Here is a 26,037-nt window from a genome sequence, read left to right on the forward strand (position 1 = left end):
AAAGGAGGGTGGGGGCGACATCCGGAGCGCGCACATGCCGAGTAGGCCGGGTCGGCGTCATCCCCCGAGCGCCACGTCGCGACGACGCACCAGCAGAACGGATGCCGCAGCCACGACCACGGCGAGGCCGAGCATCAGCCACGCCGACCCCCAGTCGGCGTTCGCCTCGGTGACGATCGGCGTGTGGCTGAACGGCGAGAGGTCGCGCGCCCACTCGGGCAGACCGAAGAGTCCGCCGAACTGGCCGATGAAGATCGCCAGGAGCAGCAGGGTCCAGCCGAGCCCGATCGTGAGCCGCGGCACGATGGCGAACACCAGTGCCACCAGGGCGAGCAGAAGGAACACGGCAGGCAGCTGCGCCAGTGCGGCCGAGGTGATCGTGGTGACGGTGCCCGACGGCGCTCCGGCTCCGGAGGCACCAGCGATGGCGCCGAGCACGGCGACGCCGACGACCAGCACCGTCGAGGCGACGGCGATCACGAGATAGGCGACGAACCAGCGGATGCGCGAGACCGCGGTGGAGAGCACGATCTCGGCCGTGCCGTTGGCCTCGTCCTGCCTGGCCCGGGCCACGGACTGCACGGCGCAGACGGCCGCGATGGCGCCGATCATCGAGAACATCGCGACGATGAACAGGTCGACCAGGTCGCCGTGCGCGTTCGGCCCGGCGATGCTGCCGACCGTGTCGCCCAGGTTCTGCTTCACGTCCGCGGGAGCGTTACCGGTCAGGGTCTCACTGAGACTGCCGACGAGCAGGCCGAAGAGCACTGCGGCGACGAGCCAGCCGATGGTGGGGTTGCGCAGCTGACGCCAGACGAGGGCGATCGGGCCCGCGAGCGACGGGCGGGCATGGGCTCGACCGGCCCGTTCGCCGATGATGCTCGAGTCGATGTCGCGACTCGTTCGCAGGGCGAGTGCGCCCGCGAAGGCGATCGCACCGAGCGCGAGGCCGAGCAGGGCCGGCCAGACCGTCGGATCGGAGAACGGGCTGGTGCGCTGGCCCCAGCCGATGGGCGAGAGCCAGCTCACCCAGCCCGCGGTCATGCTGAGTGGGTCATCGACGTCGACGGTCCCGGTCGCGTCGCCGATACCCCTGACCATGTACGCGGCTGCGACGAGGGCGGCCGCCAGGCCGTTGGCTCCTCGGGAGGTGCGCATCACCTGGGCGGCCAGCAGCCCGATGCCGAGGAAGCAGCCGCCGACCGAGGCCAGGGCGAGGCCGGCGAGCACGGCTCCACCGGCATCCGCTCCGTAGAGGAGGAAGCCGCCGGTGTTCACGAGGGCGATCACGGCGACGGCGATGACGCCCTCGAGCGCCGTCGCGACGAGGGGCGTGATGCGTCCGGCCGGCGTGGACTCGATGAGCTCGGCTCGTCCCTGCTCCTCGTCACCGCGGGTGTGGCGCACGGCGAGGAAGGTGGCCATGAGGCCGATCAGCACGCCGAGGAACGCGAAAAGCAGCATGAACTGGAAGGCGTCGGACTGCGTGCCCTGCGGGGTGCCGCGCAGCACCAGCACGCTCGGCGTCTGCTCGAGCAGCACGATCACGCCAGCGCGGTCCTTCGGTGTTCCGTAGCTCTGCGAGACGGCCGAGTGGCCGACGGACGCGAGGGCCGCGAACCCCAGCACCCAGACGAGCAGCTGGATGCGGTCGCGGCGGAAGCGCTGGCGCAGCAGCGTGCCGAGGCCGCTCATCGCCGGGCTCCGGCATCCGTTCCCGCAGCCGCCGCCGTCGCCGCATCCGTCGCGATGTCGTCGTGGTAGTGCCGCAGGAACAGCTCTTCGAGGCTGGGCGGGTTGATCGTGAGGCCGCCGACGTTCCGGGCGGCGAGGGCTTCGAGCACCGGAGCGAGAGCATCGGAGTCCGCGGTGAACTTCACGCGGGCGCCGTCGACCACGAGGTCGTAGGCGCCCGGGATGCCGGCGAAGGCGCTGGCCTCCTGTCCGGCGCTGGCGAACGAGACCTCGGTGCGGGTGAGGTGGCGGAGCTCCGCGAGCGTGCCCGTCTCGACGGTGCGACCGGCGCGGATGATGCTCACCCGGTCGCAGAGGTGCTCGACCTCGCTCAGGATGTGGCTCGAGAGCAGCACCGTCGCACCCGCGCCGAGGACGGCGGCGACCTCGTCGCGGAAGACCGCCTCCATCAACGGATCGAGGCCGGATGTGGGCTCGTCGAAGATGTAGAGGTCGGCAGGTGTGGCGAGCGCCGCGATCAACGCGACCTTCTGCCGGTTGCCCTTGGAGTAGGTGCGGCCCTTCTTGGTCGGGTCGAACTGGAAGACCTCGGAGAGGTGGGCCCGGCGGTCGGCGTAGGCCTTCCGATCGCCGGCTCCGCCGCGGAGTCGCGTGATGAGGTCGATGGCCTCGCCTCCGCTGAGCCCCGGCCAGAGACTGACATCGCCGGGAACGTAGGCGATGCGCCGATGCAGGGCCACAGCGTCGGTCCACGGGTCGCGGCCGAAGATGGTCGCGGAGCCTCCCGAGGAGCGCATGAGGCCGAGCAGGATGCGGATGGTGGTGGACTTCCCTGCGCCGTTGGGGCCGAGGAAGCCGTGCACCTCGCCCGCGGCGACGCTGAGGTCGAGTCCGTCGAGAGCTGTGACGCGGCCGAAGGTCTTGCGCAGGCCGGTGATGTCGACAACGGTGTTCATGAGGCACACCGTACGCCCGTTTCACAATTTTGTGAATCTTCCTAACGGATTCCTATCGTGCCCGATGACTCCGCTGGCAGGGCCACAGACGCGCAGCGGCTGCGGCGAAGCCGAGGAGTGCTGCGGGGGTCGCTTCGAGGCAGTCGCTGCGCTCCTGTCTCTCTGCGGGCGGGGACGTACGGCAAGGACCACTTCCCGGATCCTGACAGACTCGAACACGATGAGCATCCTCACCCGCCGCCCCGTCGACCGCGAGATCCTGCGCCTCGCCGTCCCGGCACTCGGCGCCCTCATCGCCGAGCCCTTGTTCCTGCTCGCGGACTCCGCCATGGTCGGCCACCTCGGCGAGGTCTCCCTCGCCGGCCTCGGCATCGCGAGCATCGTGCTGCAGACGATCATCGGCCTCATGGTGTTCCTCGCCTACGCCACGACGCCTGCCGTCGGTCGCCGCCTCGGAGCCGGCGACGAACGCGGCGCCGTCGAGGCCGGCATCGACGGACTGTGGATCGCGCTGGGCCTCGGCATCGTGCTCGCCGTTGCCGGCTGGTTCGCCGCGCCGACGCTCGTGGGCGCCTTCGGTGCGTCGGCGGATGTCGCAGCCGAAGCATCCGTCTACCTCACGATCTCCATGCTCGGCCTTCCCGCCATGCTCCTCGTCTTCGCGGCGACCGGTCTGCTCCGCGGCCTGCAGGACACCCGCACGCCGCTGGTCGTCGCCGGCATCGGCTTCGCCGCGAACATCGTGCTGAACTTCGTTCTGATCTACGGCGTCGGGCTGGGCATCGCCGGATCGGCGATCGGCACCGTGATCGCGCAGTGGGCGATGGTGGGCGTCTACGTCGTGGTCATCGGACGGCACGCATCACGCGTCGATGCCCGAAGGATGCCGCATCGCGCCGGAGTGCTCGGCGGCATCACCTCGGGCGGCTGGCTGTTCCTGCGCACGTTGAGCCTGCGCATCGCCATGCTGCTCGCCGTGATCGTGGCCACGGGGCTCGGCACCTCGGAGCTGGCCGGATTCCAGATCGCCATGACGCTGTACTCCACGCTCGCCTTCGCCCTCGATGCTCTGGCGATCGCCGCGCAGGCGCTCATCGGCAAGGCGCTCGGCGGCGACGACGTGCCCCTCGTGCAGGCCGTGCTCGAGCGCTGTCTGCAGTGGGGTGTGGGTGGAGGGGCCCTGCTCGGGCTGGTGCTCGTCGCCCTGGCGTGGGTGATCGCCCCCGTCTTCACGAGTTCGTCCGACGTCATCGGACTGCTGCCGCCGACCCTCGTCGTGCTCGGCATCTCGGTGCCGCTCTGCGGCTACGTGTTCGTCCTCGATGGCGTGCTGATCGGCGCCGGCGATGCGAAGTACCTGGCGCTCACCGGCATCCTGAACCTCGTGGTCTTCGTGCCGCTGGTGATCGCCGTCGGCGCCTGGGCTCCGCACGATGCGCTGGGCCTGGCGCTGCTCATGGCGTCATTCGCGTTCGGGTACCTGGGTGCGCGAGCTGTCACGCTCGGCCTGCGGGCTCGGGGCACGGCGTGGATGGTGACGGGGGCCGTGCGGTAGCCCCGGTCGCTGAGGACCCGGTCGCTGAGGACCCGGTCGCTGAGGACCCGACGGAGTCCGCGCCTCACTAAGCGGGGGTCGTGAACCACTCCAACGCCGCAGCCGCCAGCGCTTCGACGCCCATCGTCAGCGTCGGCTCGATCACCGGCGCGAACTGCGCGGAGTGGTTCGAGGGGATGTCGATGTCGAGCCTGTCGGCTGCAGCAGCCGCGGCATAGGCATCGGGGTCGACGCAGCCGAGAAGCCAGTAGACGAGCGGCACTCCGGCGGCCGTCGCCAGCATGCCGACGTCTTCGCTGCCCATGAGCACGCCCGGATCGATCACCCTGTCGGCTCCGAAACGGCGACCCAGGGCATCCGTCACCCTGTGAGAGGCCTCGGGGTCGTTGACCGTCACCGGGTAGACCTCGCCGCTGGTGAACTCGGGCTCTCGGGGCGCGCCGGACGCCTCGGCCTCGGCGCGGATGATGCGGCGCACCGAGGAGTCGAGGCGGGCGCCCACGGCGGAGTCGAAGCTCCGGATGCTGAGCCCCATCGTCGCCTCGGCCGGAATGATGTTGTTCTTGAGGCCCGCGTGCAGGGTGCCGACGGTCACGACGGCGGTGTCGAACGGCGCGACCTCGCGGGCCACCACGGTCTGGAGCCGCATGACCGTCGCCGCAGCCATCACAACGGGGTCGATGGTCTTCTGCGGGCGCGACCCGTGACCGCCGCGACCGAACATCTTCACGTGCAGTGTGTTGACGGCGGCCATGAAGGTACCGGGGTGCACGCCGATGGTTCCGGCTGGAAGCGGGTTGAGGTGTTGTCCGAGCACCACGTCGGGCTGGGGAATGCGGTCGAAGAGGCCATCGGCGATCATCGCCTGTGCCCCGCCCTCGCGCTCCTCGGCGGGCTGGAAGACGGCGATGAGCGTGCCCGACCACTCCGAACGGGTAGCGACGAGGTGCTCGACGGCGCCGACGAGGCAGGTGGTGTGCATGTCGTGACCGCAGGCGTGCATGACGGGAACGTCGGCTCCGTCTGGGTCGACACCACGAGCGACCGACGCGTAGGGCAGCCCGGTGTCCTCGTGCACGGGCAGGGCGTCCATGTCGGCCCGCAGCAGCACCGTCGCGCCCTCGCCGTTGGCGAGCACGGCCACCACGCCGGTCTGCGCGATGCCGGTGTGCACCTCGAGGCCGGCGTCGTGCATCCGTTGGGCCACGATCGCCGCAGTGCGATGCTCGGAGAACGAGAGTTCGGGGTGGGAGTGCAGGTCGCGGTACAGCTCGTCGAGCGTCAAGGCCATCACCCCACGCTACTCACCCGGGCTGGATCACGTCGGACCGCGCCGGGTCGCACACTCCGCGGTGCGCCGTTTCGCGGGGTCGCGCGCCACCAGGTGGGGCGCGGAACCCCGCGAAACGGCGCAGCGCTCAGTCGGCGACGCGCGGCGGTGCCGTCGTCGCGCCGCGGTGGAAGGTGCTCGTGAAGGTGACCGACGACGGATGCTCGCCCGCCAGCATCCGCACGATCGCCTCGCCCGCCGCCCGGCCCTTCGCCTGCGACGGCTGCACGAGGGTCGTGAGGTCGTAGTCGAGGCCGTCGACGCGCACGCCGTCGAAGCCGACGACGCTGAGGTCCTCCGGCACGCGCAGGCCGAGCTCCTCTGCGGCACGAATGACTCCCGCCGCGAGCAGGTCGCTCTGGGCGATGATCGCCGTCGGTCGCGGTGTCGCCGTCAGCAGCTCGCGACCCGCGATGAGGCCCTCGTCGAGATAGCTGCCGGATGCGACGACTCCGGCGGCGTCGGGGAACACGTCGCGTGCCCCGGCCAGCCGCTCCGTCGCGGTGGCGACGGCCGAGCTCGCGGCCCGCTCCTCGGTGAGAGCACCGCGCGCACGGTCGGGGGCGAGCGGCAGCACGACGATGCCGACGCGCTCGTGGCCGAGCTCGCGCAGGTGCTCGGCGCCCAGGCGGGTCGCCTCGCGGTTGTCGAGCGCGATCTCGGGAACGTTCTCACCGGCGTCGCCCTCGATGACGACGGCCGGAATGCCGCGCTGGGTGAGCATGGAGATCGAGCGCTCGAGTGTCGTGCTGCATCCGAAGAGCACCACGGCGTCGAGAGGAGCCGTCTCGAGACTGACCGGCTTGTCGCTGCCGGCGCCGGCCGTGAGCAGCAGCAGGGCGGCGTCGATCTCGCCGATCGCCTCGGAGACGCCATCGAGCATGGCGATGTTCACGGGGTCGCGGAAGGCCTCGCTCACGCGGTCGTCGATGACGACGCCGACGATGCCGCTGCGTCCGCGCCGGAGAGAACGGGCACGGGGGTCGGGTCCGGCGTAGTGCAGCTCCTTCGCCGCGGCGAGCACCTTCTCGCGGGTGGCGTCCGACACCGGTCCGGTGCCGCTGAAGGCGAGCGATGCCGTCGAGGGGGAGCATCCGGCCCGCGCAGCGACGTCGGACAGGGTGGGGCGCGTGATGGTGTCGCCGTCCACGGAGTTCCTCTCAGCAAGGTGCGCCGGCTTGACCGCGGCGCGTCGTGGTCGGTAGTTTAGTCGAATCGATTCGATCGAATCGATTCGATACGTCAGAATGACAGTTCCGCCCGTTCCACCCCGCCCGGGCCCCACCACAGGATCCTCCGATGTCGCAGACCACTCCCCCTGACAGCAAGATCGACTCCCCCGTGCGCTCGCGCCGGGAGCTGATCGCCTGGCGCAATGCCGTCTTCGCCATCTTCTTCCTGAGCGGCCTCTCTATCGCCAGCTGGGTCGCCCGCATCCCGGCGGTGCGCGACGACACCGGTCTCACGCTCGGCGGAATCGGCCTCGTCATCTTCGGCATGTCAGCGGGTTCCGTGCTCGGCCTCATCGCCGCACCCTGGGTTCTCGCCCGCATCGGTGCGCGCCGCGGCATGGTCTCGGCACTGTTCCTCGTCGCCATCGGCGTCGTCATCGTCGGCCTCGGCAGCACGGTCCTGGCCGCGCCGGCCGTCATCTTCCTCGGCATGGCGATGTTCGGCTTCGGCAACGGCGCCTGCGACGTGATGATGAACGTCGAGGGAGCCCTCGCCGAGCGTGAGAACGGGCGCACCCTCATGCCGCTCATGCACGCCTTCTTCAGTTTCGGCACGGTGGCAGGAGCCGGCATCGGCGCCCTCGCCTCCGGCCTCGCCGTGCCCGTCGCCTGGCACCTCCTCGTGATCGCGGCGCTCATCATCGGTGCCGCCCTGTGGACGATCCGGTTCATCCCCGTGCGCGAGTCGGCCAGGGACTCCCGCGCCGGGCAGCCGCGCGAGCCGTGGCGCGAGCGCATGCGCCACTCGCTGGCCGCATGGAGCGACATCCGTCTCATCTTCATCGGCGTGATCATGCTCGGGATGTCGTTCGCGGAGGGCAGCGCCAACGACTGGCTGGCCCTCGCCACGGTCGACGGCCACGGCTACGACAACACCACGGGCGCGCTCGTCTTCGGCCTGTTCGTGACGGCCATGACGGTGAGCCGCGTGATCGGCGGCCCGGTGCTCGACAGGTTCGGACGTGTTCCGGTGCTGCGCGTCTGCGCCGCGCTGGGCGTGCTCGGCCTCCTCGCCTTCATCTACGGCACGGAGACCTGGATGCTGCTCACGGGCGTCGTGCTCTGGGGCTTCGGATGCGCCCTCGGCTTCCCCGTCGGCATGTCGGCAGCGGCAGACGTCGACGATGACGAGGCGGCTGCGGCCCGAGTCAGCGCCGTCGCCATCATCGGCTACTGCGCGTTCCTCGCCGGACCGCCGCTGCTCGGCTTCCTCGGCCAGCACTTCGGCATCCTGAACGCCCTGCTCGTGCTCCTGGTGCTCATGGTTCTGGCGGGCCTGGCGGCACCCGCGGCGAGAGAACGCACGAAGGTCGGCGCGCCCGCCGCCTGAGTGATCACCGGGTGATCACCATCCGATCGAGCGCATAAACTCATCCGGTGCGTCTTGTCATTGCGAAGTGTTCCGTCGACTACGCGGGACGCCTGAGCGCGCACCTGCCCCTGGCCACGCGCCTGCTCATGCTGAAGGCCGACGGCAGCCTGCTGGTGCACTCCGACGGGGGCAGCTACAAGCCGCTCAACTGGATGAGCCCGCCGTGCACCATCGCCATGAGCGAGCCGAGTGACGAGCAGCGCGAGTTCGGCATCACCGAGCTCTGGACGGTGACGCAGGGCAAGACCGCCGATCTGCTCATCGTCTCGATCCACGAGGTGCTCCACGACTCCGCTCACGAGCTCGGCGTCGACCCCGGCCTGCAGAAGGACGGCGTCGAAGCCCACCTGCAGAAGCTGCTCGCCGAGCAGATCGAGCTCCTGGGCGAAGGCCACCGCCTGGTGCGCCGCGAGTACATGACGGCCATCGGTCCTGTCGACATCCTGGCGACGGATGCCGCAGGCAGGTCCGTCGCGGTCGAACTCAAGCGGCGCGGCGACATCGACGGGGTCGAGCAGCTCACCCGCTACCTCGAGCTGATGAATCGCGACCCGCGGCTGGCCCCAGTGCAGGGGGTGTTCGCGGCCCAGGAGATCAAGCCGCAGGCGCGCACACTGGCCGAGGATCGCGGCATCCGGTGCCTCGTTCTCGACTACGACGCCATGCGCGGCATCGACAACGCCGACGAACGGCTGTTCTGACCGCCTGATGAGCGCGCCGCCGAGCCTGCGCTACCCTGTGCACCCGCTGAACATCAGCTGAATGCGCGCACAGCGCGCGTTCCGGCTCTGCTCACCTTGCTCCCTTACTATTTCAGCGTGAGCACCACCGACACCCTCAGCATCCCCACCACGGTCACCCGCGCGTGGACCACCGTCCTCTTCGACCTCGACGGCACCATCGTCGACTCCGCCCCCGGCATCACGGCCGCCCTCGAGCGCACTCTGGTCGCGCTCGGGCTGCCCGTCCCCGACGCCGCAGGCCTCCTCTCCTACGTGGGCCCGCCCCTGCTGGAGAGCTTCATGGAGCGCGCCGGCATGACCGAGCCCGAGGCGCGCCACGCCCTCGACCTCTACCGCGCCGACTACAACACGACCGCCGTCGAGACCGCGGTCTTCCCCGGCGTCGCCGGCCTGCTCGAACGCCTGCACAAGGCCGGCATCCCGCTGGCCCTCGCGACGAGCAAGCCCGAGACCATCGCGAACATCGTGCTCGAGCACTTCGACCTCGCCCGGTACTTCACCGTGATCACGGGCGCGACCGAGGACGAGTCGCGCAGCGAGAAGGCCGACGTCATCGCCGAGGCGATGCGACGCCTGCAGCATCTCGGCATCGACACCAGCCGCACCGTCATGGTCGGCGACAGGTCGCACGACGCCCTCGGCGCTGCCGCACACGGCATCCCGACGATCATGGTCGAGTGGGGCTACGGCTCCCCTGCCGAGGCGGTCGACGCCATCGGGACGGTCTACTCGGCCGACCAGCTCGCCAAGCAGCTGCTCGCCTAACCAGCCTCGATCCGGCGCCAGGCAGCACCCGCCCACCTCCGACGCCGCCGCATCGCCCGCCCAGCCCGCCCGTCGACGAAAGGCACAGCATGCGCGCCACCAACATCACCGGACCCGTCTCCCACCACGGTGAGGGTCCGGTCTGGAGCGAGTCGTGGGGCGGCCTGCGCTTCGTCGACCTGACCGAGGGCGACCTGCTCACCCTCGAGGCCGACGGCAGCTCGGTGCGGCGTCTCGACATCGGCAGCCCGATCGCCGGCTTCGTGCGCCCGCGCACGAACGGCGGCTACATCGTCGCCACCGAGCGCGGCCTGGGTCTGAGTGATGTTCCGGATGCCGCTCCCACGCGCACCGTCGAACTCTGGACCGACCCGGGCATCCGCATGAACGACGGCACGACCGACCCGAGCGGCCGTCTCTACGCCGGCTCCATGTCATACGCCGAGGAGACCGGTACCGCCACGCTCTACAGCGTCGACACCGACCTGACGGCATCCGTCGTGCTCGACTCCGTGACCATCTCGAACGGCATCGCCTTCTCGCCCGACGGCTCGCTCTGCTACTACGCAGACACTCCGACCGGGCGCATCGACGTCTTCGACAACGTCCAGGGCGTGCTGCGGAATCGGCGCCCGTTCGTCGCCATCGACGAGGCCACGGGCTATCCCGACGGCTTCACCGTCGACGCGGATGGCCGGGTCTGGGTCGCCCTCTGGGCGGGCTCAGCCGTGCACGCCTACGAGCCCGACGGCACACTCGGCGCGATCGTCGATCTTCCGGTGTCGCAGGTGAGCGCCTGCACCTTCGGCGGAGCCGACCTGCGCACGCTCTTCATCACCACGTCCCGTCAGGGCTTCTCGCCCGACGATGAGCCCGAGGCCGGCTCGCTGTTCGCCGTGCAGCCCGGAGTCACGGGGCTGCCCGTCGTGCCGTTCGCCGGCTGATCGGATCCTCAACGCGGCGCTGAACGCGGCGCTTGTCGGCCCGGCTGAGACGCGACCTCAAGCGCTCGCAGCCGACGACGGCCGCACCGTCCTTGCACGGTCGTCGGCTTCGGGTCGCCATCCGTGCGCCCCCCCACTGGGCGGTGCGCGCCGTCGTCAGGCGTTGCGCTCAAACGCTCGCCTGCGGCGGTGCCGTCAGGACGTTCGGCGAGTCTATGGTGGGCGCTTCCCAAAAACAAACCAATCGTCCCGTTTAGGGACGTGAGGAGAAATCACCACCCCATAGTGGGTACGCTTTTCTTGGGGCAAGCTGGAGGATTTCTCGTGGCACAGCAGCAGCGCGCCCAGGTCACCCGGGAGCGGGCCATCGACGGCGCCGCGGCCGTGTTCGCCCGCCTCGGATACGCGGCAGCGTCCATCTCCGACATCTCGACCGAGACCGGCGTCTCGAAGGGCTCGCTCTACTTCCACTTCAGTTCGAAGGAGGAGATCGCGCGCGCCGTCATCGAGCGCGAGCAGGAGTTGGGCAAGGCGTCGGCGGAGCGTGTGATCGCGGCATCCGCCAGCAGCCTCGAAGCCGTGATGGGCCTGTGCGCGGACTTCGCGCACTGGATGGGCACGAGCATCCTCGCCCGAGCCGGAGTGCGGCTCACGACCGAGACGACGACGTTCGATCCTCCGTTGCGCGGACCGTTCGAGGACTGGATCCCGATGATCGCCGCACTCCTCGGCGGCGCCGCGGCAGAGGGCGACCTGCGACCCGACGTCGACCCCGAGACGATCGCGCACTTCGTCATTCCGGCCTTCACCGGGGTGCAGATGGCATCGGGCGTGCTCACCGACTACCAGGACCTCGTGAGGCGGGTGCGCGAGATGTGGATCGTCATCCTGCCCGGTATGGTCCTGCCCGAGCGCCTCGAGGCGGCGCACGCCTCGCTCGACAGGGTGCTGCCCGAGGCGTGAGTCGCCCATCGCCTGCGCTGCCGCCAGGGGCGCCTCCGTCGGGGCCGCCCACCCCCTAGCGCCGCTCCGAGCGCGCGCCTAGCATGGGCATTCCGGGGCACGATGCGGTGACCGGGAAGGCGAGGAAGGGCTTTCGATGACTCAGAACCCGAGCGACACGACCGGACGCGACGAGCGCGAGGGCCGCTACACCGAGACCGACGGGGAGGAAGCCGAGGTCCGCCAGGTGCACGGCCAGTACACCGAGACCGAGGGCGACGCTCCGGATCCGAGTGTCGAGGGCGCGTACACCGACGAGGAACTCCCGGCCGACGCCCCCGAGGGCGACTACACCGACAAGGACGAGTAAACCCTTACTCCACTACCCGATCATCGCGGTGCGCGCCATAGAACTCGGCCTGCCCGCGCATGATGTCGCGCATCGTCGCGTCGGGGCCGACGCCGTAGACCGTCGCCGTGAAGCCGAGCTCGCGCTGGATCGCCCAGATCTCGTCGTGCCGCTCCGGCGGCAGGATGCTGGCCGGACTCCCGACCGCGACCCACCCGATCGGCACCACCGCGCCGGGAGCGAGCGTCGTGTTCACCTGCACCACCCCGTTGATGCGCACCTCGGCGCCGGCACCGATCACCGCGCCCGGAAAGACCGACGCCCCCGTCGCGATGAAGGCGTCGTCGCCGATGGTGGCCCCGTTGATGTCAGCGCGCGGGCCGATCATGACCGACGATCCGACGATCACCGGATGGCTCCCGCGGCCGCGCAGCAGCGCGCCCTCCATGATCACGACGTCGTCACCCACGGTGATCGGGCCGTCCTCGGCGCTCAGCACGGCGCCGTGGAGCACGCGCACGTTCTCGCCGAGTGTCACGTCTCCCGAGACCACGGCGGTCGAGGCGATGACGACGGATGCCGGCACGACGGGAGTGCGTCCGCGGTGTTCGATGAGCATGCGGTCAGCCTAGGGGCGCGGGGGCGCATGCCTGCGGCATCCGCTCGCCGGATGTGGCCGCTCCGGGCGGCTGTGTGCGGCCACACCTGGCGAGCGGTGGTGCGAGGCAGCGGCGCGCCTAGGCCGCCGCGTACTTCTGCGCGAACGCCAACGCCTCGTCGGCGACGGTGCGCCAGCCGCTGTCGATGATGAGCGAGTGGCCGCGATCGGGGATGACGATCTCCTCGGTGACGCCGGGGTTCTTCGCCTGGATCTTGTAGCTCGCGTTGCTGATGGCCAACGGCACCGTGTTGTCCTTCTCGCCGGCGATGATGAGCAGCGGGCCGCGGTCGGGATTCTTCGAGTCGACGGACGTCTCCCCGCCGAACGGGTTGAAGTTGGCCGTCGCCGCCTGGAACAGCGGCGCCCCGGCGGCAGGCACGTGGTAGGTCTCGTACAGGTGGCGGGCCTCGGTCTCGTCGAGGTTGTTCGCCCAGCCGAAGACGAACTGCTCGAAGGTGAGCGAGACGCCGCGGTTGATGTTCGCCGGGTTGGTGAGAACGGGCGACGCCGACTTGAGCGCGGAGACGGGCAGCGGCAGCACGCCCTTGAACGGTGCGTTGTCGATCGAGATCGTGGCCTCGGCGACACCCTCCCCCGCGATCTTCTGGGCGATGAGCCCGCCGAACGAGTGCCCGATCACGACCGGGCGCTTCTCGAGCCGGGCGATCGCGGCGAGGTAGTGGTCGGTGACCTGCGCCACCATCTTCTTGGCGAAGGCCTCGGGGTGCTCCCGCGCCTCGGCCACGGTGTCGGGGTCATCGGGCCAGCCCGGGGCGAGCGAGGCGTAGCCGTTGTCGTCGAACAACTCGCGCCAGGCCTTCCAGCTGCTGGAGAGCAGCCAGAGTCCGTGAACGAAGACGACCGGAGTGCGGCCCGACTCGTTGGCTGCGTCGATCTCGGCGATCTCCCACTCGGTGAGTAGAGGGACTGATGCTGTCATGCGGTTCTCCTGAAGGTCGGTGGTACCGGTGGAGCTGCGGCTGAGAGCGCGATCTCGTCGAGGGCGGTCCCGTCGCCCAGTTTCGACCCTGCAGGGTGCCGGGCGCTAGGGCGCGGGGTCGATCGAGTCGGAATGCGTCTGTGCCGCGAGGGCTCGCATCCGTCGCTCCCTCATCGCCAGGAACAGCGGGAAGGTGAAGGCGAAGGCGGTCACGCCGGAGGCGACGACGTAGAGCCAGCCGAAGCGCATGCCGAGGCGCCGAGCCTCGATGATGAGAAAGACGCTGCCGGCCACGGCCGCCACGAGCAGGTCGACCGTGAGCGACGACACCGCGGGTCCGCTGCCGAGCCAGTCGCCGAAGAAGTCGCGCAGCTGCACCACGGCGAGCGCGTTGAAGATCCACGTGCCCACCAGCCCGCAGACGGCGAGCGCGAGGTAGACGACGGCGAGCGGGCTCCAGTGACGGGTCATGGGCTCATTCTGGCGGGCGGATGCCGCACTCAGAGCCCTGCAGCACCTGTCGTCCCCCATCTCGCGCGCGCCGCACCCCACCCGGTTCCCGGGTACGCCATGCTTGCGACCATGGCCGCGTCCCCCATCACCACCATCTGGGCATGGGGCAACTCCGTGCCCCCGACCGCTGATGCCCGAGGCAACGGCTACGCCGACATGACCCCGGCAGGGGTCATGGGCTTCGCTCAGGCCCACTCGCTGACGACCGTGTACCTGAGCGTTCCGTGGGCGGCAGACCAGGGCGGCCCCATCCAGGACTGGCTGCTCGCGACTGTCACCGGGCTGCAGGCGACCGGAGTGCGCGTGCTCGCCCTCGGCGGCGACCGCTCCTGGGTCGCCGAGCCCGCCCTCGCCGTGTGGTGGGCGCGCGCCGCCCTCGCCTCCGCCCCGTTCGACGGACTGCAGTTCGACCTGGAGCCGTGGGTCGCCGGCACGGCGCCGAGCGTCTACGCCCCGCAGCTCGCCACGCTCTACGCCCTGGTGCGCTCCTCAGTCCCGCTCGGCTCGGGCGCCCTCCTCGCCGATGCGCCCTGGTGGTGGGCGGTCACGCCGACGGGCGGCCCCGGCAGCCCGACCGTGCTCGACCTCACGCTGCCGCAGCTCGACGGCATCGCCGTCGTGGCGTTCGCCGACCACGCGAACGGGAGCGACGGCATCATCGCCCTGGCGCAGCCGGCCGCGAGTGCGGCATCCGTCGCCGGGAAGCCGTTCACCATCGGCGTCGAGACCGACACCCCCGAGGTCGCCGGGGGCTCCCAGTACACGTTCTTCGACGAGGGCTCCGCGGTGCTCGAGGCCGAGGCCGGGTTGGTGCACGACGCCTTCGTCGACCTCCCGGGTTACTCGGGAGTCGCCGTCGAGCACCTGCGCAGCTGGCGGGTGCTGAAGGCCTGAACCGACGCAGCTAGGCGGCTGGGGTGCCGGCAGCGGCATCCGGTGCGGCATCGGCCGCGGCATCCGGGGTCGCCTTCGGGGTGCGGATGCCGGCGAACGACACCAGCCCGCCGGCGATGAACAGCACGGCGGTCACGAGCGCCACGCGGTGGAAGGCGTCGGTGTCGAGGGTGCCGCCGATGATGGCCCCGGCGCACGCGATGGCGACGAGGCCCGCGACGCGCGACACGGCGTTGTTGACGGCGGAGCCGATGCCGCTCTGCGCGGTGCTGACGGCACCGAGGATGGCGCTGGTGAGCGGTGCCACCGTGATCGAGAGGCCGAGGCCGAACAGCAGGATGCCGGGCATCATCTGCAGCCAGAACTCGAGGGGGTCGGTCACCGTGAGCATGAGCAGGAACCCGGCGCCCATGGTGAGCGGACCTATCGTCATGAAGCGGCGCGGTCCGTAGCGGCCGGCGAGCGAGCCGAACAGGGTCGACAGCGAGATGGAGAGGATCGACAGCGGGATCGTGGCGAGGCCTGCCGCGGTCGCCGAGAATCCCGCGACCTCCTGCAGGTAGACGGCGATGACGAACTGCCCCAACGACAGGGCAGCGTAGACGGCCGCCGTGGCGATGTTGCCGACAGCGAAGTTGCGCGCGCGGAAGAGCGAGAGGGGCATGAGCGGATGCCGCGAGCGTGTCTGCCACCAGAGGAAGGTGGCGAAGCAGATGAGGCCGCCGACGAGCGGAATCAGCACCAGGGGGTCGTCCCAGCCGAGGCGACCGTGCTCGATGAGGGCGAACACCGGGCCGGCGAGGCCGAGCGAGGCGAGCACGGCGCCGAAGACGTCGATGCGCACGCCTGCGACGGCATGCTCCGGGATGCCGAGCCGGGCCAGGCGCACGAGCAGCACGAGCGTCAGGGCGATGGGCAGCACGTTGAGCATGAAGATCGAGCGCCAGCCGACGGTGTCGACGAGCAGTCCTCCGAGGGGCGGACCGACCACGAAGGCGACGCCGGTCCAGGCCGTCCACGTGCCGATCGCCTTCGAGCGGGCCTGGCCCTGGAAGGTGGCCGTGATGAGCGCGAGCGAGCTCGGCACCAGCAGCGCGGCTCCGACCCCCTGCACGGCACGCGACCCGATGAGCACGATGGCCGTGGGCGCGAGCGCGCAGGCGACCGAGGCGATGCCGAAGATCACGAGTCCGAGCCGGAGGATCCGGATGCGGCCGAACGCGTCGGACAGTGAACCGGCGAGGAGGATGAACGATCCGAGGGTCAGCAGGTAGGCGTCGATGACCCACTGCTGGGTCTCGATGGAGCCTCCGAGGTCCGCCGCGATCGAGGGCAGCGCCACGTTGACGATCGATCCGTCGAGGAACGACACGAAGCTGGCGAGCACCGCCACCCAGAGCACCAGGCGCTGCCGCATCCGTTCGTCCATGTCGGCAGTCTGACACCGCTCGGGGCGCCGCACACCCCGTGATCCGAGATGATGATTACTCACCTTTGCCGCGTCACCCCCGCACGGGTGACAGATTCTTGCGCCAAACGTCCCGTCGGCGAAGGATCCCCGCAAGATATTCGTATGTCCCTCCAATAAGGGCCACAGGCATTTACCAGCGAGGGGTCTTAAGGGCAGGATTCGGGTTACGTCCGTTCACACATCGGACGCCGTTTGTGCCCGGTGGTCATCGCTGCGGGGTACGTGGAGGGAGAAGCATGTCAGGAAGCAAGGCTCGACGCAGGCGCGTCGTAGCTGCAGTGCCCATACTCGCTCTCGTCGCCGCCGGCCTGGCGACGACGGCTGCCGTGGGGCCGGCAGTGGCGGGACCGCAGATCGCACCGTCGATCAGCGATTCCGAGTACTACATGAACTATGCGGAACCGCGGGCCGAAGCGGCCTTCGGGACTGACATCGCCATCGATTCGGCTGCGAGTCGCAACGCCGAGCGGGCGATCCTCGAGGCCCAGAGCGTCGATGAGAAGTTCGCGAGCGGCAACCCGGTTGCAGCCCAGGGACTGGCCAAGCTCGAGTCGGAGTCGATCAAGACCGGCAAGAGCCCCAAGGCCCTCAAGAGCATCTACAAGAAGGCTGCGACGACGCAGAAGGCCAAGCTCCTCACGATCCTCGTGGAGTTCAACCCCAACGCTGCAGACGACTTCACCGGCGTGCAGGTTCCGACCGAGTTCGGCGCGACCGAGTGCAAGCCCGGCGACGTGCAGAGCGGACCCCTCCACAACACCATCGAGAACCCGGCCGACGCCTCGAAGCTCGACAACAACTCGATGTGGGTGCCCGACTTCTCGTCGAAGCACTACAACGACATGCTCTACACCGACAAGGGCATCACGAAGCGCGTGCGCACCGACCTGAAGGGTCCCGACGGCAAGCCGGGCTTCGACATCTCGGGCTACACGATGAAGCGCATGTACGAGGAGATGTCGCAGGGCGCGTACACCGTGACCGGATCGGCGACCCCGTGGATCACGGTGCCGCACTCCGAGGCGTACTACGGCGCGAGCACCTGCTTCCTGAATGACGAAGGCGTGTACGAGGCCGGAGCCGTCCAGGACATGCAAGGGCACCCCGACAACCCCCTCGGTGCCGGTCAGCTCCCGATCGACGCCGTGACGGCCCTCGCCGCCGCACAGCCGAACTTCCCGTGGGCCGACTACGACCTCGAGGACCAGGGCGACCGTGACGGCGACGGCAACTTCAACGAACCCGACGGTGTCATCGACCACGTCGTGCTCGTGCACGCCGGCGCCGACAAGTCGGGTGGCGGCGGAGCAGAAGGCACCTACGCCATCTGGGCTCACTCCTCCGCTGTCGCGGGTGGAGCGGCCATTCCGGGCACGAACCTCAAGCTGTCGAACTACATCGTGCAGCCCGAGGACTCGGGCGTCGGCGTGTTCGCCCACGAGTACGGCCACGACCTCGGCCTGCCCGACCTCTACGACACCTCCGGCGCCGCGGACTCCGACGTCGACTTCTGGGACCTCATGTCGTCGGGATCGCACAGCGGACCGATCTTCCAGTCGATGCCCGCCCACATGGGCATCTGGGACAAGTACGTGCTCGGTTGGAGCGACCCCGAGGTCATCAACCCCGGAGACAGGGCTCGCACCATCGCGGTGAGCCAGGCCTCGCGTCCGATCAAGTACACCGAGGACGGCGTGAAGATCAACCTGCCCGACAAGGTGGTGACCCTCGCGACACCGCACAGCGGTGAGGGCATGTGGTACTCCGGTGCCGACCAGTCGTGGGCTGACGTGCGGCTCTCGCGCTCCGTCGACGTTCCGACCGACGCCAAGTTCTGGATGTGGAACAACTACGTGATCGAGGAGGACTGGGACTTCGGCTTCGTCGAGGTCTCGACCGACGGCGGTACCACGTGGGTGAACGAGAAGGTCTACAACGAGGACGGCTCCGAGGCATCGACCCCGGATGACTACCCGGACCCCAACGGAAACCTGGCCACGTTCGGCAACCTCAAGTACGGTCTCACCGCATCCTCCGGCGGCTGGGCTCACCAGTACGTCGATCTCTCGGCCTACGCCGGGACATCGGTGGACGTGCGTCTTCGCTATGCGACGGATGCCGCATTCGAGGAACGCGGTTGGTTCTCCGACGACTTCGCCGTGACGAGTGGTGACACGCCCGTCTGGACCGACGACGTGGAGGGTGGCGACAACGGCTGGACCAACGAGGTCTCGTCGCACACCGACACCACCGGTGCCGGCTGGCACATCGATTCCGGAACCCAGGTCAAGGCGCAGTACTACCTGGTCGAGTGGCGCAACTTCGACGGCTTCGACAAGGGCCTCCAGTACGCCTACACGACCGTGTACAGCGACGACGCCTGGAAGGTGCAGAAGATCAAGTACAACGCGCCCGGTGCCCTCGTCTGGTACCGCGACACGACGTACGGCGATGTGAACCACGTCACCAGTAACCTCACCTCGCTCCCGAGCGGTGGCGCCAAGGGCGGTCTCCTCATCGTCGACAGCCACTTCGACCCGCTGCGCCGTACCGGCGCCGCAGCCGAACTGGACCCGTCGACGCTGAAGAACATGACCTCGCGCGCCAACTCGTCCAACGCGGCCTTCGGGTTGAAGAAGACGTACCCCTTCACGGAGTGCATCACGGACGAGGCGTTCACCGAGTACTGCACCAAGGTTCCGGCGCAGGCCCCGGTGAAGACCTTCACCGACGACAAGGGCTGGGTGCCCGGCATCGAAGTGAACGACGCCGGCATCTTCTGGCGATACGCCCAGGGTTCGGTCGTCGTCCCCTCGGTGGACGGTGCACCGTACTCCACCCGCGTGGTCCACGCTGACGGCAGCCCCGCCACGGAGTACTACGGCGAGGATCTCGGCTTCGGTCCGCTCGGAACCGGCAACCCGGCTGATGCCGGCGTCGGCTACGGCACCAAGGTCGAGGTGAAGGCGTCGCTGTTCGACAAGGTGGCGTTCCTGCGCATCACCGCACCGCGCGCCGGCTAGTCCGACCGCACCGCACCACGAGGGCCCGACCGTCACCAGACGGCCGGGCCCTCGTCTTGTGCCCTGCGTTACTGTGTCGTCATGACCCGGGTCATCGTCGTGCCCCCTGAGGGACCGGAATCGTGAGAGCCGTCGTCCAGAAGGGGTACGGCTCGCCGGCCGCCGTGCTGCGCATCGCCGAAGTCGACCGGCCGCGCGACCCCGTCGACGACGAGGTGGTGATCCGCGTGCACGCGGCATCCGTCAACTTCGGCGACTGGGCCTTCGTCACAGGAGTGCCCGGCATGATCCGCCTCGCCGCGGGCATGCGCACCCCGCGGGCGGCCGTGCGCGGCCGTGACGTCGCGGGAACCGTCGAGCACGTCGGCCCGCGCGTCTCGCGCTTCCGACCGGGCGACGAGATCTTCGGAGAGATCGTGACCGGGAGCTATGCGGAGTACGCCACCACCCCCGAGTCGACCATCAGCCTGAAGCCGCGAACGCTCACCTTCGCCCAGGCTGCTGCCCTGCCCATCGCCGCAGGCACCGCACTGCAGGGCATCCGCGACAGCGGCGGCGTGACACCCGGCCAGTCGGTGCTCGTCAACGGGGCATCCGGTGGCGTCGGCACGTACGCCGTGCAGGTCGCGAAGATGCTCGGCGCCGAGGTGACCGGAGTGTGCAGCAGCCGCAACCTCGACCAACTGCGCACGCTCGGCGCCGACCACGTCATCGACTACGCGGTGGACGACTTTACCCGAGGGCCTGGCCGCTACGACGTCATCCTCGATCTGGCCGGCAGTCATCGCCTCCGAGCGCTGCGTCGAGTGCTCACGCCTCGCGGCACCCTCGTGCTCTCGACGGGCCAGGGCGGCCGCTGGGTCGGACCCCTCCAGGCGATGGCGGCTGCCGGGCTCATGTCTCCCTTCGTGTCGCAGCGGCTGCGCGTCCTCGCCGCGAAGACGACCCCCGAGCGCCTCGACGATGTGGCGGCACTCGCCGATGCCGGAAAGCTCACCCCCGTGATCGAGCGGAGCTACACCCTGGACGAGGTGCCGGAGGCCTTGCGCCACTTCGGCGAGGACCACGCGCGCGGCAAGCTGGTGATCAGCATTCATTGAGGGTGTCGCTGCGGATCCCGACGGCCCGACCCGGTCGTGAGGGCCGCGCGGAGCGACCCGCGAAGCGCATCCCCACGCCGCTCCCGAGGCGAGTCCACCACCGCCGGGTACGCTGAGATCGTGCTCACTCCCCCGGTCACTCCGAAGCAGCCCACAGAACGAACCCATCACGGCGACACCGTGGTCGACGACTACGAATGGCTGCGTGCCAAGGAGGATCCCGCGGTCCTCGCGCACCTGCACGAGGAGAACGCCTACACGAAGGCGCGCACCGAGAAGCTGGGCCTGCTGCAGGAGCAGATCTTCGAGGAGATCAAGAACCGCACCCAGGAGACCGACCTCAGCGTTCCGCGCCGCGAGGGCGAATGGTGGTACTACACCCGCACGGTCGAGGGCAGCCAGTACGGCATCCACTGCCGCGCCCCGATCAGCTCGCCCGCCGACTGGACTCCGCCCGTGCTCGAAGGGGATGCATCCGTTCTCCCCGGAGAGCAGATCCTGCTCGACGACAACGCGGAGGCCGCAGAGCAGGAGTTCTACTCGCTGGGCAGCTTCGACGTGTCGACTGACGGCAGCACCCTGCTCTACGCGACCGACCTCGAGGGCGACGAGCGCTACACGATCCGGCTGCGATCCCTGGCTCCGGATGCGGCGGGCGACGAGTTCGGCGACGTCATCCCGAACACGTCGTCGGGCGCCCTCTTCGACCCGAGCGGCCGATACCTCTTCTACGCGACGGTCGACGACGCCTGGCGCCCCGACACCATCTGGCGGCACGAGATCGGAACGCCGCAGTCGGCCGACGTCTCGGTGTTCCACGAGCCCGACGAGCGCTTCTGGATCGGCGTCGGCCTGACCCGCAGCCGCCAGTACCTCGTGATCGAGGCCGGGTCGAACGTGACCACCGAGATCCACCTGCTGCCGGCGTCCGACCCGACGGGCGAGTTCTCCGTGGTCTGGCCCCGGGTCGACGGCGTCGAGTACGACGTCGAGCACGCGATCGTGAACGGCCACGACAGGCTGCTCATCGTGCACAACGACGGCGCGGTGAACTTCGAGCTCGTCAGCGTCGCGGCATCCGACCCCCAGGGCGAACGGCGGATGCTGCTCCCCCACGATCCGGCCGTGAGGCTGGAGAGCGTCGATGCCTTCCGCGACTTCGTGTCGGTGGAGTACCGCCGCGACGGGCTGCCCCGGGTGGCCGTGGCGCGCATCCCCGACGCGACGCACGACGACGCCCTGCACGAGCTCGGCTGGGACGAGCCGCTGTTCGCCGTCGGAACGGGGTCGAACCCCGAGTGGAACCAGCCGACGCTGCGGCTCGGCTACACCAGCTTCGTGACGCCGTCGACCGTCTACGACTACGTCGTGGCCACCGGCGAGCGCCGACTGCTCAAGCAGCAGCCCGTGCTGGGGCACTACGACGCGAGCCTGTTCGAGCAGCGCCGCGAGTGGGCGACGGCGGCTGACGGCACCCGCATCCCGATCTCGCTCGTGTACCGCCGCGATCTGGTTACCCCGGGCGAACCCGCCCCCACCCTCTTGTACGGCTACGGCTCCTACGAGCACTCGATCGACCCCGGATTCGGCATCCCCCGGCTCAGCCTGCTCGACCGCGGCATGATCTTCGCCGTCGCCCACGTGCGCGGCGGAGGCGAGATGGGCCGGCTCTGGTACGAGCACGGCAAGAAGCTGCACAAGCGCAACACCTTCACCGACTTCGTCGATGCGGCGAAGCACCTCATCGAGGCGGGCTACACCTCGCCGTCCCAGCTCGTCGCCCAGGGTGGCAGCGCGGGCGGGCTGCTCATGGGCGCCGTGGCGAACATCGCGCCGAAGTACTTCTCCGGCATCCTCGCCGAGGTGCCCTTCGTCGATCCGCTGACGTCTATCCTCGATCCCTCGTTGCCGCTCACGGTCATCGAGTGGGACGAGTGGGGCAACCCGCTCGACGACGAGGAGGTGTACCACTACATGAAGTCGTACTCCCCGGTCGAGAACGTGCACCAGGTGCACTACCCGCGCATCCTCGCCGTCACCAGTCTCAACGACACCCGCGTCCTGTACGTGGAGCCGGCCAAGTGGGTGGCTCGCCTCCGCGAGGTCGGGGCGGACGCGCTGCTCAAGGTCGAGATGGCGGCCGGCCACGGCGGCGTCTCGGGTCGCTACAGCGCCTGGCGTGAGCGCGCGTTCGCCTACGCCTGGGTGATCGACGCCGCGGGAGCGCACCCGAGCGGGGAGTAGGCCGCTCCTCTCGCTCGCTCGCTGAGGCCCGAACGAAGTTCGCGGTCGAAGCGCTCTTCGGGGAGCCCTGCGCTCGGGCGCTAGTCGATCAAAGGACGGCCCAGTGCCGCGGGTGCTCCAGCCCGGCCGGCAGCCGCGTCGACGCGTCGCCTCGCGCCGACGCCACCTGCGGCCCGGTGAGGAACAGTGCCGACGATAGATCGGCCCCGCCGAGGTCGGCGTCCCGCAGGTCGGCGCCGATCAGGTCGGCACCACCGAGATCGGCACCGCGCAGGTCGGCCGCGATCAGGTAGGCACCCCGCAGGTTCGCCCCGCGGAGGTCGGCCCTGCGCAGCTTCGCGCCCATGAGGTCGGCGCCGCGTCCGGCTCGCGGATGCGGATCCCGGTCGGCCAGCGCATCCGCCCGCACCGATTCGCTCACCTGCACCAGAACGGCGTTAACGCGAGCCCAGTGCTCGTTCACGTCGAGGGCGAGGAGGGCATCCGGAGTCCCGAGCGTCAGAGCCTCGGTCTCGGCGAGCAGGGCGTCGACGGAGGAACGGATGCCGGACCCGGCCACGCGGTCCCTCGCCTCGACCAGGTACCAGAGCAGCTCGTGCAGCTCCTTCATCACGCCGAACGAGGCGAACATCGCCGACGCGGTCGATCGGTCCGCACGCCAGCTGCGCCCGTCGAACGTCTGCTGCGAGATGTGCTGGCCCGCGCCGAAGCAGTCGTAGACGGTGCACCCCCGGAAGCCGATCTCGCGCAGCTCGGAGTGCACGCCGCAGCGGTAGTCGTCCTGAAGGTTCGGGCACGGGTCGCCGGCGCTCTTGTCGATCGCGAAATCGGCGGATGCCACGAAGTTGAGCGCCACGCAGCACAGCGCGAAGCAGTTCGCGCAGTCGGCGCGGAGCGCGCTTCGATCGGTCAGCGGGAGAAGGTCGGGCACGCGTTCAGCCTAGGACGGCTGCAGTTCACCGTCAGCGTCGAGCAGGGCAGCGTGCTCCTGGGCGTAGCGGGCGGCCCGACGAATGCGGACGATGAAGATCGGGTAGCAGACGACGAGGACGACCACGAGCGCCAACGCCAGCACGGTGTAGAAGAGCGGCGGTTGGCCGTCGATGAGCACTCCGAGGTATTGCAGCAGCAGCGCGACGTAGAGCAGAGTGCTGTAGCCGAGCTGGAACCCGAGCGCCGTGCGCGCCACTACGGCGTACCGCACGGCCGCCACGCGCTCGTCGGGAGCGAGCGCGATGTCCTGTCCGCGCAGCACCACGCGGGCCAGCTTGCGCACGAGGCCGAGATCGCGCCCAGCGCTCTCGCGCAGCGCGAGGGTGAGCGGGCGCGCCACGATGATGGCGGCGAACGTCGCCGCGAGGAACGCGAACTGCAGAGCGAACAGCACCAACCGACCGGGCGACTCGGATGTGGATTCGGCGAGCGCGAGCAGTGTCGTGACCACCAGTCCTGCGGCCATGGCGATGACGAAGGTGAGCGCGACGATGAGGATCCTGCGACGGATCTGCGCGTCATCGATCACGCTCAGCAGTTGGTCGCCGCGGGGACGTCGCTCGTCGCGCGCACCCAGCCGACGGCCGACGACCACAGCGAGGGTCAGCAGCAGGGCAGCACCCCCGAGAATGACGACGGGCACCCAGACCGGAGACGCGGCGGCGACGGAGAACACGACGATGGAAACGGCCGCCAGAACGTCGAGACCGACGACAATCCAGAACCACCATCGGTAGTAGCGCCGACTCTCCTCGGTGCGTCGCACGTCCCAGTAGGCGTTCAGCGAACCGAGGAGCAGAGGACCGTAGACCAGGACCGTCAGTGCGAACGTCGCGAGCGGTCCGACCCAGGGGTCGGCATCCGGAGTCGCCCTGACGATGAGCACCACGCCGCCCAGCAAGGCAGCGGTCGCCACCAGAATCGACACGATGAACGCGACTACGCGCACTCCGAGCCACCCCCCTTCGCTGAATGCCCGTCCCCAGCCAACAACGCAGGCAGGCGGCGACACAAGGGCTTGCGGCACCCGCCGCCGGGGACGAGAATCGGCCTCGGGTCAGGCTTTTGCGAGACTGGGCGGAGGGTGAATGCTCCGCCGAACGGATGCGACGCCGGTGAGGCCGGTCAGGCCTTCAGGCGCAGGCGACGGGTGTTCGGCGCGGCCTTCTCGTTGACCTCGACCACGTCCGAGCGCGAGGCGATGAAGTCGGAGAACGACTTGAAGCCCAGGGGCTTCTCCTTGAACGCGGGATCCATGCGGATCATCTGGTTCTTCACCTCCGAGGTGAACGCCCACTCCTCGTCGTTCGACCGCGTGTGCACCAGGCGCAGCGCGCGCACGAGCAGGTCGGTCGCCGCCTTCTGCGTCGTGGCCGGGTCGACGGGCGCCTCCTCGAGGTCCTCGTCCAGCGCCGAGTCGAGCGGCTCGAGCGGGTGCGAGAACTCGGGGATCGTCGTGGGCTTGCGCTTCGGTCCGCTCTCGGGGGCTGCGGATGCTGCACCGGATGCAGCGGGCTCGGCCTTGGCTGCGGCATCCGTCGACTTCGCCCGACGGGACCCGGCCTTCGCCTTCGTGGGGGGAGCGGCCGGCGCGGCATCCGTCGCCGAAGTCTCAGCCGGAGCCTCTGCCTGAGCAGCGGCAGCAGGGGCGGCGGCCACGCGAGGCGGGGCGACCCAGCGCTCGATGCCGGGCAGGTCGTCGTAGTCCGAGAACTCGTCGCAGGCGGCCATGAGGGCACGGCTGGTGGCGCCGGCGACGCCGATTCCGATGACGTGCCGGCCGAGACGGCGGGCGCGCTGCGCGAGGGCGATGTAGTCGGAGTCGCCGGCCACGATCACCACGTGGGTCACGTCGGGCAGGCGGAACAGGTCTTCGACCACGTCGACGGCGAGACGGATGTCGGCACCGTTCTTGCCGGCGAGCGTTGTCGTGAACATCTGGGTGAGGTCGATCGCACGATCGATGAGCTGCTTCTGGTACGCCGCGTTCACGCGCTGCGACCAGTCTGCATAGGCGCGGCTGACCACGATGGAGCCGAAGGAGGACGCGTAGTCGATGACGGCGCCGACGTCGACCTTGGCCTGCTGCAGGCGGCCGGAGACCTCGTCGGTTCCACCGGAGACCACCTCGTGGGTGCGGGCGCGGTCGCGGGTGAAGGCGGCCTTGCCGAACATCTGGTTGTAGCGCGAGATGACGATGTTGTCGAAGTCGATGTAGACGGCGACGCGGGGGGTCTGGGGTTCGGCCATGTACCCCATCATCCTCGGTATCGCGGCGTCCTGCTTCCGCGGGGGTGCCGGACCGCTCCTCCTCC

At 69.6% G+C, this 26,037-nt stretch carries 22 protein-coding genes; 11 read left to right on the forward strand and 11 right to left on the reverse strand.

The window, feature by feature from the left end; translation table 11 throughout:
* Positions 1–57 precede the first annotated feature (57 nt).
* Both E4M00_RS09140 and E4M00_RS09145 read right to left on the reverse strand, forming a co-directional pair.
* On the reverse strand, positions 58–1,695 hold the full coding sequence (locus tag E4M00_RS09140) for an ABC transporter permease (protein WP_135120178.1): 1,638 nt from the start codon (positions 1,693–1,695) through the stop codon (positions 58–60).
* A complete protein-coding gene (locus tag E4M00_RS09145) occupies positions 1,692–2,651 on the reverse strand; it encodes an ABC transporter ATP-binding protein (protein WP_135120179.1) in 960 nt (319 codons plus the stop codon). Before E4M00_RS09145 ends, E4M00_RS09140 begins: the two co-directional genes overlap by 4 nt.
* A gap of 220 nt (positions 2,652–2,871) precedes the next feature.
* Between E4M00_RS09145 and E4M00_RS09150 the strand changes: the two genes are divergently transcribed.
* On the forward strand, positions 2,872–4,206 hold the full coding sequence (locus E4M00_RS09150; RefSeq protein WP_135120180.1) for an MATE family efflux transporter: 1,335 nt from the start codon (positions 2,872–2,874) through the stop codon (positions 4,204–4,206).
* Between the two features lie 67 nt (positions 4,207–4,273).
* Here E4M00_RS09150 and E4M00_RS09155 read toward each other — a convergent pair whose 3' ends face one another.
* Together E4M00_RS09155 and E4M00_RS09160 are read right to left on the reverse strand one after the other, a co-directional pair.
* On the reverse strand, positions 4,274–5,497 hold the full coding sequence (locus E4M00_RS09155) for an amidohydrolase (protein ID WP_135120181.1): 1,224 nt from the start codon (positions 5,495–5,497) through the stop codon (positions 4,274–4,276).
* A gap of 127 nt (positions 5,498–5,624) precedes the next feature.
* Complete coding sequence (locus E4M00_RS09160) at positions 5,625–6,686, reverse strand: LacI family DNA-binding transcriptional regulator (RefSeq protein ID WP_135120182.1); 1,062 nt, start codon at positions 6,684–6,686, stop codon at positions 5,625–5,627.
* A 149-nt stretch (positions 6,687–6,835) separates the two neighbouring features.
* Here E4M00_RS09160 and E4M00_RS09165 point away from each other — a divergent pair, with 149 nt between their 5' ends.
* The 6 genes from E4M00_RS09165 to E4M00_RS09190 all read left to right on the forward strand — a co-directional run bounded on the left by E4M00_RS09165 (position 6,836) and on the right by E4M00_RS09190 (position 11,904).
* A complete protein-coding gene (locus E4M00_RS09165) occupies positions 6,836–8,098 on the forward strand; it encodes an MFS transporter (RefSeq protein ID WP_135120183.1) in 1,263 nt (420 codons plus the stop codon).
* Between the two features lie 47 nt (positions 8,099–8,145).
* Positions 8,146–8,841, forward strand: coding sequence for an endonuclease NucS (gene nucS / locus E4M00_RS09170; RefSeq protein ID WP_135120184.1), 696 nt, complete (start codon positions 8,146–8,148; stop codon positions 8,839–8,841).
* A gap of 117 nt (positions 8,842–8,958) precedes the next feature.
* Complete coding sequence (locus E4M00_RS09175; RefSeq protein ID WP_135120185.1) at positions 8,959–9,648, forward strand: HAD hydrolase-like protein; 690 nt, start codon at positions 8,959–8,961, stop codon at positions 9,646–9,648.
* Between the two features lie 89 nt (positions 9,649–9,737).
* Positions 9,738–10,592, forward strand: a complete 855-nt coding sequence (locus E4M00_RS09180) for an SMP-30/gluconolactonase/LRE family protein (RefSeq protein ID WP_135120186.1) — start codon at positions 9,738–9,740, stop codon at positions 10,590–10,592.
* A 324-nt stretch (positions 10,593–10,916) separates the two neighbouring features.
* Positions 10,917–11,555, forward strand: coding sequence for a ScbR family autoregulator-binding transcription factor (locus tag E4M00_RS09185; protein WP_167756860.1), 639 nt, complete (start codon positions 10,917–10,919; stop codon positions 11,553–11,555).
* Positions 11,556–11,691: 136 nt separating this feature from the next.
* Positions 11,692–11,904, forward strand: a complete 213-nt coding sequence (locus E4M00_RS09190) for a hypothetical protein (protein WP_135120188.1) — start codon at positions 11,692–11,694, stop codon at positions 11,902–11,904.
* Between the two features lie 4 nt (positions 11,905–11,908).
* Here the strand turns inward: E4M00_RS09190 and E4M00_RS09195 are convergent, their stop codons facing one another.
* The 3 genes from E4M00_RS09195 to E4M00_RS09205 form a co-directional block, all read right to left on the reverse strand.
* Positions 11,909–12,502, reverse strand: a complete 594-nt coding sequence (locus E4M00_RS09195; RefSeq protein ID WP_135120189.1) for a gamma carbonic anhydrase family protein — start codon at positions 12,500–12,502, stop codon at positions 11,909–11,911.
* A 118-nt stretch (positions 12,503–12,620) separates the two neighbouring features.
* Positions 12,621–13,484 carry an alpha/beta hydrolase gene (locus E4M00_RS09200; protein WP_135120190.1) on the reverse strand — a complete coding sequence of 288 codons (864 nt, stop codon included), beginning with the start codon at positions 13,482–13,484 and terminating at the stop codon, positions 12,621–12,623.
* Positions 13,485–13,589: 105 nt separating this feature from the next.
* A complete protein-coding gene (locus E4M00_RS09205) occupies positions 13,590–13,955 on the reverse strand; it encodes a DUF2834 domain-containing protein (RefSeq protein ID WP_135120191.1) in 366 nt (121 codons plus the stop codon).
* A gap of 111 nt (positions 13,956–14,066) precedes the next feature.
* On the opposite strand from E4M00_RS09205, the gene E4M00_RS09210 reads away from it, so the two are divergent.
* On the forward strand, positions 14,067–14,891 hold the full coding sequence (locus tag E4M00_RS09210; RefSeq protein WP_135120192.1) for a hypothetical protein: 825 nt from the start codon (positions 14,067–14,069) through the stop codon (positions 14,889–14,891).
* A gap of 10 nt (positions 14,892–14,901) precedes the next feature.
* On the opposite strand, the gene E4M00_RS09215 is transcribed toward E4M00_RS09210, so the two are convergent.
* Complete coding sequence (locus E4M00_RS09215) at positions 14,902–16,320, reverse strand: MFS transporter (RefSeq protein ID WP_135120193.1); 1,419 nt, start codon at positions 16,318–16,320, stop codon at positions 14,902–14,904.
* A 320-nt stretch (positions 16,321–16,640) separates the two neighbouring features.
* Between E4M00_RS09215 and E4M00_RS09220 the strand changes: the two genes are divergently transcribed.
* The 3 genes from E4M00_RS09220 (at position 16,641) to E4M00_RS09230 (ending at position 22,729) form a co-directional block, all read left to right on the forward strand.
* Positions 16,641–19,385 (forward strand): immune inhibitor A domain-containing protein, encoded by a 2,745-nt coding sequence (locus tag E4M00_RS09220; RefSeq protein ID WP_240036975.1) that lies wholly within the window; start codon positions 16,641–16,643, stop codon positions 19,383–19,385.
* Positions 19,386–19,507: 122 nt separating this feature from the next.
* Entirely contained in the window at positions 19,508–20,485 is a 978-nt protein-coding gene (locus tag E4M00_RS09225) for an NAD(P)-dependent alcohol dehydrogenase (RefSeq protein WP_135120195.1), read from the forward strand.
* A gap of 120 nt (positions 20,486–20,605) precedes the next feature.
* Positions 20,606–22,729, forward strand: a complete 2,124-nt coding sequence (locus E4M00_RS09230) for a S9 family peptidase (protein WP_135120196.1) — start codon at positions 20,606–20,608, stop codon at positions 22,727–22,729.
* Positions 22,730–22,817: 88 nt separating this feature from the next.
* Here E4M00_RS09230 and E4M00_RS09235 read toward each other — a convergent pair whose 3' ends face one another.
* From E4M00_RS09235 to E4M00_RS09245, 3 genes are all read right to left on the reverse strand, one after another.
* Positions 22,818–23,660: a pentapeptide repeat-containing protein gene (locus tag E4M00_RS09235; RefSeq protein ID WP_135120197.1), complete on the reverse strand. Its 843-nt coding sequence runs from the start codon at positions 23,658–23,660 to the stop codon at positions 22,818–22,820.
* A gap of 9 nt (positions 23,661–23,669) precedes the next feature.
* Positions 23,670–24,638 carry a hypothetical protein gene (locus E4M00_RS09240; RefSeq protein ID WP_204772981.1) on the reverse strand — a complete coding sequence of 323 codons (969 nt, stop codon included), beginning with the start codon at positions 24,636–24,638 and terminating at the stop codon, positions 23,670–23,672.
* 209 nt (positions 24,639–24,847) lie between these two features.
* Entirely contained in the window at positions 24,848–25,972 is a 1,125-nt protein-coding gene (locus E4M00_RS09245; RefSeq protein WP_135120199.1) for an NYN domain-containing protein, read from the reverse strand.
* Between the last annotated feature and the right edge of the window lie 65 nt (positions 25,973–26,037).

Source organism: Orlajensenia leifsoniae (assembly GCF_004570845.1).
GTDB lineage: Bacteria > Actinomycetota > Actinomycetes > Actinomycetales > Microbacteriaceae > Orlajensenia > Orlajensenia leifsoniae.